The organism is Mesorhizobium sp. M0152, from assembly GCF_040322415.1.
GTDB lineage: Bacteria > Pseudomonadota > Alphaproteobacteria > Rhizobiales > Rhizobiaceae > Mesorhizobium.
On record NZ_JAMYTH010000006.1, the window covers coordinates 181,055 to 195,753 of the forward strand.

Below are 14,699 nucleotides of genomic sequence, written 5' to 3' on the forward strand. Positions count from 1 at the left end.
GGTCAGTTCTCCGCCTTGGCTTGCGGCAACAAATAGCCGGTCGTCGACCGGGAAAGCACCAGATAGCGCGCGGCAACGGCCTTGACTTCGCCGGTCGTGACCTTGCGGATGCGCTCCGGCCATTGCTGAACATCCTGCACGTTGCCGCCGGTGGCCAGAGTCGCGCCGTAGATATTGGCCATGGACTCCTGCTTGTCGCGGGCAAAACTCATCGACCTGATATAGCGGTCCTTCGCCTTTTCGAGCTCCGCTGGGGTCACACCGTCGCTGGCGATGCGCGCCACCTCCGCATCGACCGCCGCCTCGACCTCGGCCAGCTTGGCCTCGCCAACCGGCGCGCCATAGACAATGAAATTGGTGTCGTCGAGCATCGTGCCGTCAAAAGAGGCCCCCGCACTGGAGGCGATGCCTTGCTTGACGACCAGCGCCTGGTAAAGCCGGCTGCGGTTGCCGCCGCCGAGAATCTCGGCCAACAGGTCGAGCGCTTCGGCCTCGCCTGGCTTGGCGGTGTGGTAGGACGGTACAACCCATTGCATCGAGAAATTCGGCACACTGACACGGGCGTCGGAGAGCGTGACCGTGCGCCTGGTGTTCTGCTCCGGTTCGACCGGGCGAATGCGCGGCGGCAAGTCGGGCCCGCGGAGCACCTTGCCGTAGGTCTTCTCGGCCAACGCCCTCACCGTCTCCGGCTCGACATCGCCGGCCACGATCAGCACGGCGTTGTTGGGGCGATAGTATTTGTCATAGAAAGCGATCGCATCGGTGCGGTTCAGTTGCTCCATTTCCTGCATCCAGCCGATGACCGGAATGCGATAGGGCTGATTTTGCCAGAGCGTGGCATCGACTTCCTCTTCGAGCACGGCTTGCGGATTGTTGTCGATGCGCGATCGGCGCTCTTCGAGGATGACATCGCGCTCGGTCTTGATGACTTCGTCGGTGAGGATGAGGTTGCGCATCCGGTCGGCCTCGAAGCCCATCATCAGTTCGAGTGCCGACGGCGCTACCGTCTCGTAGAAGGCGGTGTAGTCGTAGGAGGTGAAGGCGTTGTTGGAGCCGCCAATGTCGGAGACGGCGCGGTCGAATTCACCGGCCGCATGCTGGGTGGTCGCCTTGAACATCAGATGTTCGAAGAAGTGGGCGATACCGGATTTGCCGGGCGGCTCGTCGGCGCTGCCGACCTTGTACCAAACCATGTGGGTGACGATCGGCGCGCGATGGTCTGGGATGACGACGACTTCCATGCCGTTGTCGAGCAGGAAATCCGTTATCTTGAACTCGGCCGGGACGGTATCGGGCAACACAAGGCTCTCGGCCGGCATGGGGCCGGTCATGAACAAAGCCAGTGAGGTCGCCAGCAGCGTCGTCCGCAACCATTCGGCTCTGAATGTCATCAATGGCTCCGGTTTCTTCGTGATGGGACGATAGGCGGGGCGCCCGCGACAAGCAAAGTGAATTGTTGGTCGTTTTTGCCCCGCAAACGAGGCCGCAAAGAGGCGCGCTTGGGCAGGCAGAGACCCGAGACGCCCGCTCAGCCAGCCTTGATGAACCGGATCACCGTTTCGCCATAGCCGCGCTCGTCGAGCACGGAAAACCCGGCACCTGGCTCGAAGGCGGCCGCCGCGGCCTCCTCGACCACGCACAACGCGCCGGGCCGCAGCCATCCGCCCGCCTTGGCTGATTGCAGGGCGCGCTCGCCAAGGCCCTTGCCATAGGGCGGATCGGCAAAGACAAGGCCGAACGGCGCCAGCGTGCCGGCCTCGCCAAGCGCGGTAGCATCGCGGCGGAAGATCTTGGTACGCCCGGTCAGGCCGAAGGCCTCGACATTGTCGCGGATCAGGCCACGGCCTTCGGCCGATTCCTCGATGAATACGCCATAGGACGCACCGCGCGACAGCGCTTCAAGACCGAGCGCCCCAGTGCCGGCGAACAGGTCGAGCACGCGTGCGCCGTCCAGTTGCTCCGCGAAACGATGCGCCAGCACGTTGAAGACGGCCTCGCGGGTGCGATCGGTCGTTGGGCGGATGGCGCTGCTGCGCGGCGTCGCCAGCGGACGCCCGCGAAACTCACCGCCGACGATCCTCATTTCGTTCCGGGCCTCATTTCGTTCTGGGCCTCATCTCGTTCTGGGACCCTTGGGACCGTTGCGCGGCCGCTCGCCGCCCGGACGTTCGCCATGCGGCTTGCCGGCTGGTTTGCCGCCGGGCTTGCCGTAGGACGGCTTGAACGATGCCTTGCGCGCCTTGGCGTCGGCCGCCTTGGCGGCGTCGGCTTCCGCCCTGCCCTTGCCGATCGGCCGGGCGCCCGGCGCCATCCAGACATTGGCCTTGCGCTGGCCCGGCGGCTCGATCGGCCGCTGCTCGCGCTCGGATTTTTTGCCGCCGCGAGGCTTGTCGCCGAAGCCACCGCGGGGCTTATCGCCAAAATTGCCGCGTGGCTTGTCACCGAAGCCGCCGCGTTCCGGCCTTGGACCGCGCTCGCCAAAGCTCCTCTCGGGCCTCTCGGCCCTGTCGGGACTTGTCGACAATTTGCCGAGCGCTTCGTCGCGGCTGCCTTCCCGGCGCTTGCGGTTCTTGATCAACCCGCCCTCGCCGATCGGCCGGCGCTCGCCGTCGCGGGTGAATTTCGGCCGCTCAGGCTCGACCTCACGCGTTTCGGTGCGCCGGACCGGCTTGTTGGAAAATGGCTTGGAAATCTCGGCGTCGAAATTGGCGCCGGATTCCTCGACCAGGCGCTCGCCGAGCTGGTCGCGCAGCACCCGGCCCTTGACCTCCAGCACATGGCCTTCGGGAAGATCCTCGAGCTGGAAGGGTCCATAGGAGATGCGGATCAGCCGCGTCACGTCGAGGCCGAGCGCGCCGAGGATGTTCCTGACCTCGCGGTTCTTGCCTTCGCGCAGGCCGATCGTCAGCCAGGCATTCGAGCCCTGCTCGCGGTCGAGGCTCGCCTCGATGGCGCCATAGAAGACGCCGTCGACCGCAATGCCCTCACGCAGGCCGGCAAGCGCGCTTTCCTCGACCTTGCCGTGGACGCGCACGCGGTAGCGGCGCAGCCAGCCGGTCGCCGGCAGTTCCAGCACGCGTGACAGGCCGCCGTCATTGGTGAGCAGCAGCAGGCCTTCGGTGTTGATGTCGAGGCGGCCGATGGTCATCAGCCGCGGCAGTTCGGCCGGCAGCACGTCGAAGACGGTCTTGCGGCCCTCGGGATCGCGGTTGGTGGTGACGACGCCGGCCGGTTTGTGGAACAGGAACAGGCGCGTGCGCTCGATCGGCGGGATTTCCATGCCGTCGAGGTGGATGATGTCGTCGGGCATCACGTTGAAGGCCGGCGAAGACAGCACCCGTCCATCGACCTTGACACGGCCGGCCGCGATCAACTCCTCGGCATCGCGGCGCGAGGCAAGGCCGGCACGCGCCAGCCGCTTGGCGATGCGTTCGCCGGCTTCTTCCGCAGCCTCCGCCGGACGCGGGCGCGGCTTGAAGCTGCCCGACGCGCCTTGCGGCCGATCGCCAAAATCACGCTTCGGCCTGTCGCCGCCAAAGTCACGCTTTGGACGATCAGCGAAGTCAGGCTTGGGGCGGTCACCGAAATCGCGCTTGGGACGATCGAAACGCCTCTCGCCACTCTCAGCCGCGGCAGGACGATCGCCGCGCGGTGCGTAGGGCTTGCGTGGACCTTCGCGCTTTTCATAGGGCTTGCGCTCGCCTTCGGCCGCCATCGGCCGGTCGCCACGCGGCGCGTAGGGCTTGCGCGGTCCTTCGCGCTTTTCATAAGGCTTGCGCTCGCCTTCGGCCGCCATCGGCCGGTCGCCACGCGGCGCATAGGGCTTGCGTGGACCTTCGCGCTTTTCATAAGGCTTGCGCTCGCCTTCGGCCGCCATCGGCCGGTCGCCACGCGGCGCATAGGGCTTGCGCGGTCCTTCGCGCTTTTCGTAAGGCTTGCCCTCGGTGCGGGGGCCTTTGTTGAAGGGCCGGTCGCCGCTCTTGAAATCGCGCTTCGGCCGATCGCCTTCAGTGGCCATCGGCCGGTTGCCGCGCGGCGCGTAAGGTTTTTTGGCGCCGAAGGACGGCTTGCCGCCCCGATCGCCTCGCGGAGCCGCCGGTTTCTTGCCCGGGCCTTTTTGGCGCGGAGATTTCTTGTCGTTGTCGTCCATGTGGCCTTTGTCCGTTTGCGCTGCTACAGCGTGGCGCATCCTTTCGGGCGCGCAACGAACGCTGTAGCACTTTGATTTGGCGCATGATCTTTTCCGAAAATCGAGTCCCGACTTTCGAGGTTATGCGCTCAATAACAGGATCACCGCCGAGTGGCGAGGAGATAATGGGAATGGAAACCGCGTGAAGCGGCCGGATTTCATGGCGCTGGCGCTGGCGGAAGCCGAAGCGGCAGCCTTGCGCGGCGAAGTGCCGGTCGGGGCCGTCGTCGCCGACGGCGCGACGGTTGTTGCCAGTGCCGGCAACCGCACCCGCGAGCTTGCCGACCCGACCGCGCACGCCGAGATGCTGGCGATCCGCCAAGCCTGCCGCAAACTGTCAGCCGAGCGGCTTACCGGGCACGATCTCTATGTGACGCTGGAACCCTGCGCCATGTGCGCCGGCGCCATTTCGTTCGCCAGGCTGCGCCGTCTGTATTTCGGAGCCGCCGACGACAAGGGCGGCGCGGTGGTCAATGGCGTGCGCTTTTTCGCCTCGCCAACCTGCCACCACGCGCCGGATATCTATCCCGGCATGGGCGAGATCGAATCCGGCCTGCTGCTCAAGGAATTTTTCCGCGACCGCCGCAACTGAACTGCACGCTGCAACCGTCGGCTTGACGCGTTTTTACAGCGACGGCAGCCAGTCGAACCAGCCGCTGCCCTTCTTGCCTTCCGCCTCTTTCTTGAGACGGCGTTCTTTCTTGTACTCGTCCTCGCCAAGATCGCCCTGCGGCGCCGTGTCGGAAGCGACGCGATACTGCACTGGCGGCTCGCTGAGATATTTGCGGGTGTTCGGATCACCCTGCTTGCTGTCGGCAAGGCGGCGCTGGATTTCGGCGGCGCGACCCTTGTCGGAATCAGCTGGAGTCCAGCGTGGCGGATGGCTCGAACCCGAATCCGCCATCGCCTTCCTGACCGATTCCGGATCGGTCTGCACGTCGTCGACGATCTGCGATTGGTAGTCCGGATCGTCCTGGTGGGCGGTGGCGTCGGCGCGCAGCCGGGCGCGGCGCTGTTCGGGCGATTCGGGCCATTCGGCGCTTGCCGTCTGGATGCTGTCCTGCGGGGCGGGCAAAGCCTCCTTCTGGCCGGGCGCCGGCTTTACCAGCGTCGGACGCGGCTTGTAGTCGATCTGTTCCTTGTGCTTTGGCGCAATGGAAAAGGCACCAGAGAGATCGCCGGCCAGCTGTTCGCCGGCGGTCTTGTCGGTGCCGTAGGTCGGCGAGCCGACGCAGCCGGCCAGAGCGAGGCCCGATGCGACAAGCGGCGCCAACAGCGCAAGGCGCGCGTTATATCTCTCGGTCATGCCAAAAAGTCCCACTCTAGACAGCCTCTCGATCGCCACCGGCCTTGTGTCCGGTCCCCATCGTCCAAGCACTTGCGACGGAAATCCGGCGACAATTTGTCTTCCGGAGTTTCGCGTGTTTACCTCAACCACTCGTTAAGGGCAACGCACGGGCGGATTTGCACCGCCCGGCGTGGCATTTGTGCACCGATACGCGGCACACCCGTCAAAGCCGGCCGAGCGCCTTGAGTTCATGCAGCACGGCAGCGTCGCGCGCCGAAACGTCGGGAAATGCGGGATCCTGCCCGACATCGGCGGTGTAGCGCCAGGAGCGCGCGCATTTGACCAGGCCGCGATCCTCGGCCTTCTCGACCACCACGGCGACATCCTTGACGTCGTCGAGCGTGAAGGCGTCTTGCGGCGCCTGGCCATGGGCAATGACGAGATCGCTGGTGATCGCCATCTCGGCCATGTCGACGTCCGATATAGCCGCTTCGAGTGCCGCGTCGTTGATCGTGACGACCGGCACCGCCTCCAGCGAGGAGCCGATCACCTTCTGGGCACGCGCGATTTCCAGCGCGCCGGTGACGACGCGGCGCACCTGCCTGACCTTGCGCCATTTCTCCGCCAGCGCGTCGTTGCGCCAGTCCGCCGGGATTTCCGGAAACTGGTCGAGATGCACGGAGACAGCATCCGGATGACGGTCGAGCCAGGCCTCTTCCATGGTGAAGGGCAGCATGGGCGCCAACCACTTCACCAGGCAGTCGAAGAGATGGCGCACCACTTGAACAGAGGCCTTGCGCTTGATGCTCGACGGCGCGTCGCAGTAGAGCGCGTCCTTGCGGATGTCGAAATAGAAGGCCGACAGCTCGACCACCATGAAATCGAGCAGCGCGCGGGTGACGCGCTTGAACTCGAAAGCGTCGTAGCCCTGGCGCACCACCTCATCCAGTTCGGCCAGCCGATGCAGCATCAGCCGCTCCAGCTCCGGCATTACCGCCAGCGGCACCTCCTTGCCGTCGTCATGGGCGAGTGTGCCCAGCATCCAGCGGATGGTGTTGCGCAGTTTGCGGTAGGCGTCGATGTTGGTCTGCAGCACGTTCTTGCCGAGCCGCTGGTCTTCCCAATAGTCCGTCGTCACCACCCAAAGGCGCAGGATATCGGCACCGGACTGCTTGATCACATCCTGCGGCACGACCGTGTTGCCGAGCGATTTCGACATCTTGCGCCCGTCCTCGTCCATGGTGAAGCCATGGGTGACGACGGTGTCGTAAGGCGCCCTGCCCCTGGTGCCGCAGCTTTCGAGCAGCGAGGAGTGGAACCAGCCGCGATGCTGGTCGGAGCCTTCCAGATAGACGTCCGCCGGCCACTTCAGATCAGGACGGTCCTCCAGCGTGAAGACGTGCGTCGAGCCCGAATCGAACCAGACGTCGAGGATGTCCATCACTTGCTTCCACCTGGAAACATCGTGATTCCCGAGGAAACGCTCCTTGGCTCCGGCAGCGAACCAGGCGTCGGCGCCTTCCTTCTCGAAGGCCTCCACGATGCGCTGGTTGACGGCCTCATCCTTCAATACGTTGCCGTCCTCGTCGGCGAAGATGGCGATCGGAACGCCCCAGGCGCGCTGGCGCGACAGCACCCAGTCGGGCCGCTCCTCGATCATGGCGCGAATGCGGTTCTGACCGGCGGCCGGCACGAAACGGGTGTCGTCGATGGCCTTCAGCGCGCGGCTGCGCAGCGTCGTGCCGTCGCCAAGGTCCTTGTCCATGTAGACGAACCATTGCGGCGTGTTGCGGAAGATGACGGGCTTTTTCGATCGCCAGGAATGGGGATAGCTGTGCTTCAGGCGACCACGCGCGAACAGAGCGTTGCGCTTGATCAACTCGTCGATGACCGCCTGGTTGGCGTTTCCCTTCTTGCCATTGTCGTCGATGACGCGCGCGGGCCCGCCCTCGCGGTCGGGGCCGAAGCCGGGTGCCTCCCTGGTGAAAAAGCCGGCATCGTCGACGGTGAAGGGGATCACGGTGTCGATGCCACGCGCGCGCAGCTCGGGCGCCGCGTCCATCCAGGCGTCGAAGTCCTCGCGGCCGTGGCTGGGGGCGGTGTGGACGAAACCGGTACCGGCATCGTCGGTCACGTGATCGCCCGAAATCATCGGCACCGGGAACTCATAACCACCGCCGAGACCCTTGAAGGGATGCGAAAGCACAAGATTTCCAAGCTGTTCGGCGCTGACGCCGTGAAGGCGGTTCAAGGTGACCTTGGCCTTGGCCTGGCTTTCTTCGGCCAAGCTGTCGGCAAAGATCAGCCTCTCACCCGGCTGCGGACCAAAGGCGTTCTCGGCCGCCGTGACTTCATAGAGGCCATAGGCGACGCGCGGCGAATAGCTGACGGCGCGGTTACCCGGGATGGTCCATGGCGTCGTCGTCCAGATGACGACATGGGCGTTCAGCAGATCCAGCGACCGTCCACTCAGGTCGGGGTTGAGCTCAGCCGGTTGTCCGTCCACGACGTTGGCGACGACGAGATTGGCGACCGGAAACTTGGCCCAGATCGTGTCCGATTCATAATCCTGGTACTCGATCTCGGCCTCGGCAAGCGCCGTGCGCTCGACGACGCTCCACATCACTGGCTTCGAGCCGCGGTAGAGCTGGCCCGACATGGCGAATTTCAACAGCTCGCCGGCGATGCGCGCCTCGGCATGGAAGGCCATCGTCGTGTATGGTTTCTGGAAATCGCCGACGACGCCAAGCCGCTGGAATTCGCCGCCCTGCACCGAGATCCAGTGCGCGGCGAAATCACGGCACTCCTGACGGAATTCGTTGACCGGCACCTCGTCCTTGTTCTTGCCCTTGGCGCGGTACTGCTCCTCGATCTTCCACTCGATCGGCAGGCCGTGGCAGTCCCAGCCGGGTACATAGTTGGAGTCGTAGCCGCGCATCTGGAACGAGCGCGTGATGACATCCTTGAGGATCTTGTTCAGCGCATGGCCGATATGGATATTGCCGTTGGCGTAGGGCGGACCGTCATGCAACACGTATTTCGTGCGGCCGGCCGCACTTTCGCGCAGCTTGCGGTAGAGGTCCATGTCCTGCCAGCGCTTGACCAGCACCGGTTCCCGCTCGGGCAAGCCGGCGCGCATCGGGAAATCCGTCTGCGGCAGATAAAGCGTCTTCGAATAGTCGATCGTTTCGTCGGTCATTGGTCTGCCATGTCGTGCCCGGCCAGACGGCCCGCGGCGTTGAAGTCATCGCTTTGACGCATGTCGTTTTCCCAAAACCGGGGCCACCTTTGGGCGATATGCATTATGATGTGGAAAAGCGCGAGAGGCCGCGCGCAAGATTCCCGGCGGTTCCAGCGGCGCTCAGGCCGCCCGAAACACCGGGCCGGTAATTCGTATCGCAATGGCGACGGGACGCGAAAAGCTCGTCATTGGAGGGCTTTTAGCGGAGATATGCGCAGGAATAAAGCGTCTCTCGTTCGATTCACCTACATGGCGAAGTCGAAACGGTAGGTGGTCGACACGCCGACCATGAACTGGTTGCGGTCGCCGCGCTCCCGGACCAGGCTGGAGTCGGCCGCCGGACCTTCCAGCCGCGAATATTCACCGAACAGGCTGGCGGTCATCGGCTCGGTCACCTTCCACGTCACCGCTCCACCCAGGCCGACGGATTTCAGGCCGCCGCCGGGATTGTACTGGCTCAGCCCCGAGGCCACGGCTTCCTGCGCGTTGACGCCGTAATAGGCGTCGAAATAGCCGGCCGAGGCAAACGAGACGCGCGGCCCGCCAGAAATCCTGACGGTTGGCGTCACATCGTAGAAGGCGTCGGCGGCGATGTCGGCGACGAAGCCGTTATGAGCGCGGATGCCGCGCCGCAGTTCGGCACGCGCACGTATCCAGTCCGTCGGATAGAATTCGAAGAAGCCGCCCACCTCGCCGCCCCAGCGGACCGAATCGAGGCCCTTGAGCTCGTCGGCATCGCCGTCGTCGCGCGAGAACAGGAACTTGCCGGTCAGGCCGGCGCGAACGCCGTCATCGTCGACAAGCGCCAGCGAGATGTTGTCGTTGCGCGAGGTGAAACGGGCCGCGGGGCCGGCCTTGCCCAGCGAAATGATCGGCGAGGCGCTGAGCAGATACTGTCTCCCGCCCTCGAAATTGGGCGCCACCATGCCGGTGGCACCTACAGTCAGATACCAGTCGCCGGACAGCCAACCGAAAGCGCCCTCACCGGCCTCGGCCGCACCTGACGCAGCCAGCATGACGATAGCCAAGGCTGCAGAAATCTTTCCGACCGGACTCATGGTTACTCCACTAACACGATGCAACTGTCGTTCAGCGACAGCTTTGAAGAGGTTTTGGTAAAATTTGATTTAAGGACGAGACATCCGGCTCGCATTGCTTGAACCATCGGGCCCGCGTTCGGCTGGACGCGGATCGGCACCGGGGCTAAGTTGCCGCACCCCTGTGGTCCTCGATGGAGGTGGCGATATGAGCTTGCGCGGCGAGACCCTGAAGAACGCGATTGGCCAGACGCAAGCAAAGTGGGGATGGTTTGTCGGCCTGGGCGTGTTGCTGCTTATTCTCGGCGGCATCGCCTTCGGCAATCTGTTCATCGCCACGGTGGCTTCGGTGTATGTCGTGGGCTGGCTGATGCTGGTGGCCGGCATCATCGAAATCATGCATGCATTCGGCGTCAGGACCTGGGGCCGCTTCTTCTATTGGCTGCTGAGCGGATTGCTTTATGCGGTCGCCGGATTTTTTGCTTTCGACAACCCGCTGCTGGCTTCGGCGGTGCTTACCTTCCTGCTGGCCGTAGCACTCGTCGCTTCCGGCGTGCTGCGCGCCTGGGTCGGCTATGGCCACCGCCCGGAACGCGGCTGGGGATGGATCGTCGTCGCCGGCATCATCAGCGTGCTTGCGGGGTTGATCATCGCCATGGGTTGGCCGGTCAACAGCTTATGGGTGCTGGGGCTTTTCCTGGCGATCGACCTGATCTTCCAGGGCTGGAGCTTTATCGCCGTCGGCCTGGCACTGAAAAAATAGTTTCTTGCCCGGGCATGATCTTGTCCGAGAACCGGTTCCCACTTTCCGCTGACGCGGAGCTTTGGTTCGGGATCATGCTTTAAAAAGCGATGGCGGCGTCGAGCTGCGAAAGCGGCTTCACGCCGGCCAGCAGTGCCTTGGCCTCGGCTTCGTCACGCTTCATCTGTGCGACCAGCGCATCGAGCCCGTCGAACTTGATCTCGCTGCGCAGGAAGCCGAAGAACGACACCTGGCAAATCTCGCCATAGAGATCGCCGGAAAAATCGAAGACGAAGGTTTCCAGAAGCGGCGCGCCGTTGTCGTCAACGGTCGGGCGGCGGCCGAAACTGGCGACGCCGTCATGCAGCGTGCCGTCGGCGCGGCGAAATCGGACGGCATAGATCCCTTCCTTGAGGGCGGCTTCCGCTGGAAGCCTCATATTGGCTGTCGGAAAGCCGAGCGTTCGCCCGAGCTGCTGGCCGCCCATCACTTCGCTTTCGACAGTAAAGCGATAGCCGAGCAGGCCGGCGGCTTCGGCCACCTCGCCGACGCTGAGCAATTCGCGAATACGGCTCGACGAAACCACTTCGGCACCCTCGTCGCGAAAAGCGTCGACGAGCGTGACGCCGAAGCCATGGCGTTCGCCTGCCGCCATGAGATAGGCGGGCCCTCCCTGGCGGTCCTTGCCGAAATGGAAATCGAACCCGGTCACGGCATGGGTAATGCCAAGCGTCCTCTCCAGCACATCGGTCACGAAAGCTTCCGCCGACAGCGAGGCGAACTCGCGTGTGAACGGCTGCTCGACAAGGGCGGCAAAGCCCAGCAACGACAGGAGCTGCGCCTTCATCGGCGGCGGCGTCAGCACGAACAGCGGCATATCGGGCCGAAAGACCTTTCGCGGGTGCGGTTCGAAGGTCAGCACCAGGGCCGGCACGCCACGCCGCACTGCCTCGGCCAATGCCCGTTCGAGCACGGCCTGGTGGCCACGATGGACGCCGTCGAAATTGCCGATCGCGACAACGCCGCCGCGTAGGCTGGAGGGCAGCGGTGCGATGGCCGAAAGGTGCTGGAAGGCTTCCATCGTCACCTACTGGAGTCTGGGAATGACGGCCACCGGACGATAGCCGTGCCGTTCCAGAAAGGCCCCGAGCCGCGCCAGGTCCGGTTGCAAAGCATCGCCATAGTCGCGGGCATGTATGCCACCCGAGACATAGAGAACGTCGAAGCCATTATCGGCGGCGCCCTTCACGTCAGTCATCATGCCGTCGCCGATGGCCAGCACTTGCGAACGCTCGAGCGGCCGCCCAAGGCTCTCGGCAACCTCCTTCATCGCGAGTTCATAGACGGGGGCGTATGGCTTTCCGGCGATCAGCGTGCGGCCGCCGAGTTGGGCATAGTCACGCGCCAGGGCCCCGGCGCACCAGATGATCCGTTCCCCGCGCTCGACCACGATGTCGGGATTGGCGCAGATGAAGGGCAGGTTCCTTGCCCGCAGCCGCCGCAGCAGCTCGGCATAGTCCTCGGGCTTCTCGACCTCGTCATTGAACAGCCCGGTGCAAACGACGCCGGCTGCCTCGAACTCCTCGACAAGCTCGACGTCGAGGCCGTCATACAGGGTCAAATCGCGATCGGCGCCGATGTGGAAGATCTTTCGCGGACCTTCCGCGATCAGCTCGCGCGTCACGTCGCCCGAGGTCACCACACGGTCATAGGCCGATGGCGGAACGCCGATCGCGCTCATCTGAGCCACGACATCGGCGCTGCGGCGCGGCGAGTTGGTGATAAGCACCACGGGAATGCCGGCCGCCCGTGCCGCCGCCAGCGCGGATGCGGCGGCCGGGAAATGCCATTCGCCATTGTGCACCACGCCCCAGACGTCGCAAAAAATTGCCGAATAGGCGTTCGACACGTCTGCGAGCGAGCCGATGATTTCAGGCGAATCCGCCATGCCGTTTCCTTCGATCATGATCGTTGCGAGTGCCGCCGCCGACGCTTCGCCGCAGCCGGTCCGAATTATCCGAACCGGCCCACGCTGTCACCAGCTTTCGCCCGCCTGCACCGGACATCCACCACCGTTCACTGGTTGGTTAACGAGCTTTGAAAGTGCAGCCTGACCTTGGATATGATCCAGAAACCTGAAATTTAACGATTTATGACACCCTCCCCCGCTGATTATCGATTTGGCGGGGGCAGCTGTGACAATGATCCGAAGATTCGGAAGCGACCGGCGTGGCAATTATGCGCTGATGACCGTGCTCGCCATGGTGCCGCTGATGGGCGCCGTGGCGATCGGCGTCGACTATACGGAAATGGTGCATGAGCGGCAGAGCGCCTTGAACGCCCTGGACGCCGCCGGCATCGCCACCGCCCGGCAGATCGTTGCCGGCGCCAGTGATGCCGATGCCGTGGCCTATGCCAAGAATTTCTTCGAGGCCAATCTCTCGCATATCGATCCAGCCAACACCACGCTGTCCGTGACGCTGCCCAACAACAACACCGGCGGCGGAACACTGAAGCTTTGCGGCACCCTAACCTATAAGCCCTATTTCGAGCCGGCGGCGAGATTGCTGCTCGGCGGCAGCGGCGGCACCACCGACGTCGCGTTCAACACATGTTCCGAAGTGCGTCTGAAGGACACGCTGGAAGTGTCCCTGGTGCTCGACAATTCGGGCTCCATGACGGAACTCGGCAAGGGCTCGAACAAGGTGCGGTTCGACCTCCTCAAGGACGCCGCCAAGCAGTTGGTCGACCAGTTGACCGGCCAGGCCCAGCAGATGAAGCAGATCACCAAGCCGGTCCAATTCAGCCTCGTCCCCTTCGCCGCCTCGGTGAATGTCGGCCCGGCCAATGCCTCGGCGGCATGGATGGACACGACCGGTATCTCGCCGATCCATCACGAGAATTTCGACTGGACGAACACCATGACCCAGCTGAAATCTCCCTGGGGATCGACCAAATACGCAGAGAATATCGCCGGCGTCTGGTACGCGAAGGGCACCGGTTGGGATGCGACCCAGAAGGACCGGCCGCTAACGCGGTTCTCGGTCTACAACCAGATGAAGCGCGTTGTGACGGTAAGTTCGACGACGACATGTATCGGCTCCGGCAGGAACCAGGTTTGCACGACAACGACGACACCATCAACCTATGGCAGCGTTGCGTCCTGGGGTGGATGCGTCGAGTCCCGTCCTTACCCCTACAACATCCAAGATACGGCTGCTTCGGCCGGAACACCCGCAACCCTATTCGTGCCGATGTTCGCGCCCGATGAAACCGACCTTACCGACAGCAGTAGCCGTCCCGCCAACAATAATTGGCACACGGACGTTCCGGCGGGCATACTCGTGCCGCCGGTCACGAGTGCGGAACGCCAGCGCTACATGCCGAAATATTTCGCCGATCCGGGCACCACCGTTACTTCGGGCTTTGGCATGGACGCCGGCCCTAACACCAGCTGCAGCACGACGGCGATCACACCGCTCACCGATGTTTCCACGACAGCCGGGGCAACCACGGTCAAGACAGCAATCGACGCCATGGCCGCTGATGGCGCCACCAACGTGCCGGAAGGAATGTCGTGGGGCTGGAGAACACTCTCCAGCACCGCTCCCTTTACCGACGGCCGGCCCGAGACGGAGAAAGGCAACGACAAGGTTCTGATCGTGCTGACCGATGGCGCGAACACCTATTACACGCCAACGTCGGTGACGGCGCAGAGCTACTCTGGAACCTACTGGAATTCTGGTGGCAACGACCTGGCCGGCAGCAAGGCCATCTACTCGGCTCTCGGCTACGTCGTGCCTTTCAGCAACGGCTACAGCTATGGCCGGATCTTCCTTGGCACCAGCGGCAACGTCAACAAGACCGACTATTCCAATGCCAACTACACAAAAGCGGTGAACGAGCATTTCACCACGCTTTGCAATAACGCAAAAGCCGCTGGCGTCATGGTGATGACGATCGCACTCGACCTGGACACGAGCAACGCGGCCGAAAAAACGCAGATCGATGCGCTGAAAGCCTGCTCATCCGATTCGCGCGTCACCAAGGATCCGACCGACTCGACCAAGCCTATGAAATTGTTCTGGAATTCGACCGGAGCGACGCTGTCCAATGATTTCAAGACGATCGGCAACGAATTGTCCAACCTGCGCATCGTCAGCTGATCGACAAATTCTGAACGCCCCGCCCCGGGGGCGTTC

Annotated in this window: 11 protein-coding genes; 3 read left to right on the plus strand and 8 right to left on the minus strand. The window is 63.7% G+C overall.

Annotated elements, in window-relative coordinates; genetic code table 11:
* Positions 1-2: 2 nt before the first annotated feature.
* From NKJ26_RS09350 to NKJ26_RS09360, 3 genes are all read right to left on the minus strand, one after another.
* Positions 3-1,391: a M16 family metallopeptidase gene (locus NKJ26_RS09350; protein WP_352695019.1), complete on the minus strand. Its 1,389-nt coding sequence runs from the start codon at positions 1,389-1,391 to the stop codon at positions 3-5.
* A 137-nt stretch (positions 1,392-1,528) separates the two neighbouring features.
* Positions 1,529-2,083, minus strand: coding sequence for a 16S rRNA (guanine(966)-N(2))-methyltransferase RsmD (gene rsmD / locus NKJ26_RS09355; protein WP_352695020.1), 555 nt, complete (start codon positions 2,081-2,083; stop codon positions 1,529-1,531).
* A gap of 30 nt (positions 2,084-2,113) precedes the next feature.
* Complete coding sequence (locus NKJ26_RS09360; RefSeq protein ID WP_352695021.1) at positions 2,114-4,150, minus strand: pseudouridine synthase; 2,037 nt, start codon at positions 4,148-4,150, stop codon at positions 2,114-2,116.
* Between the two features lie 181 nt (positions 4,151-4,331).
* Between NKJ26_RS09360 and NKJ26_RS09365 the strand changes: the two genes are divergently transcribed.
* On the plus strand, positions 4,332-4,781 hold the full coding sequence (locus tag NKJ26_RS09365; protein ID WP_352695022.1) for a nucleoside deaminase: 450 nt from the start codon (positions 4,332-4,334) through the stop codon (positions 4,779-4,781).
* Between the two features lie 33 nt (positions 4,782-4,814).
* Here NKJ26_RS09365 and NKJ26_RS09370 read toward each other — a convergent pair whose 3' ends face one another.
* The 3 genes from NKJ26_RS09370 to NKJ26_RS09380 all read right to left on the minus strand — a co-directional run bounded on the left by NKJ26_RS09370 (position 4,815) and on the right by NKJ26_RS09380 (position 9,776).
* Positions 4,815-5,495, minus strand: coding sequence for a hypothetical protein (locus tag NKJ26_RS09370; RefSeq protein ID WP_352695023.1), 681 nt, complete (start codon positions 5,493-5,495; stop codon positions 4,815-4,817).
* A 205-nt stretch (positions 5,496-5,700) separates the two neighbouring features.
* Positions 5,701-8,676 (minus strand): isoleucine--tRNA ligase, encoded by a 2,976-nt coding sequence (gene ileS / locus NKJ26_RS09375; protein ID WP_352695024.1) that lies wholly within the window; start codon positions 8,674-8,676, stop codon positions 5,701-5,703.
* Between the two features lie 287 nt (positions 8,677-8,963).
* Positions 8,964-9,776 (minus strand): MipA/OmpV family protein, encoded by an 813-nt coding sequence (locus NKJ26_RS09380; protein WP_352695025.1) that lies wholly within the window; start codon positions 9,774-9,776, stop codon positions 8,964-8,966.
* A 187-nt stretch (positions 9,777-9,963) separates the two neighbouring features.
* Between NKJ26_RS09380 and NKJ26_RS09385 the strand changes: the two genes are divergently transcribed.
* Positions 9,964-10,518, plus strand: a complete 555-nt coding sequence (locus NKJ26_RS09385; RefSeq protein WP_352695026.1) for an HdeD family acid-resistance protein — start codon at positions 9,964-9,966, stop codon at positions 10,516-10,518.
* A 79-nt stretch (positions 10,519-10,597) separates the two neighbouring features.
* On the opposite strand, the gene NKJ26_RS09390 is transcribed toward NKJ26_RS09385, so the two are convergent.
* Both NKJ26_RS09390 and NKJ26_RS09395 read right to left on the minus strand, forming a co-directional pair.
* Positions 10,598-11,578 (minus strand): bifunctional riboflavin kinase/FAD synthetase, encoded by a 981-nt coding sequence (locus NKJ26_RS09390; protein ID WP_352695069.1) that lies wholly within the window; start codon positions 11,576-11,578, stop codon positions 10,598-10,600.
* Between the two features lie 6 nt (positions 11,579-11,584).
* The gene (locus NKJ26_RS09395) at positions 11,585-12,445 is read right to left on the minus strand and encodes a TIGR01459 family HAD-type hydrolase (RefSeq protein WP_352695027.1); all 861 of its coding nucleotides are present in this window, start codon (positions 12,443-12,445) and stop codon (positions 11,585-11,587) included.
* Between the two features lie 253 nt (positions 12,446-12,698).
* On the opposite strand from NKJ26_RS09395, the gene NKJ26_RS09400 reads away from it, so the two are divergent.
* Positions 12,699-14,663 (plus strand): pilus assembly protein, encoded by a 1,965-nt coding sequence (locus NKJ26_RS09400; RefSeq protein ID WP_352695028.1) that lies wholly within the window; start codon positions 12,699-12,701, stop codon positions 14,661-14,663.
* The last annotated feature ends 36 nt before the right edge of the window (positions 14,664-14,699 follow it).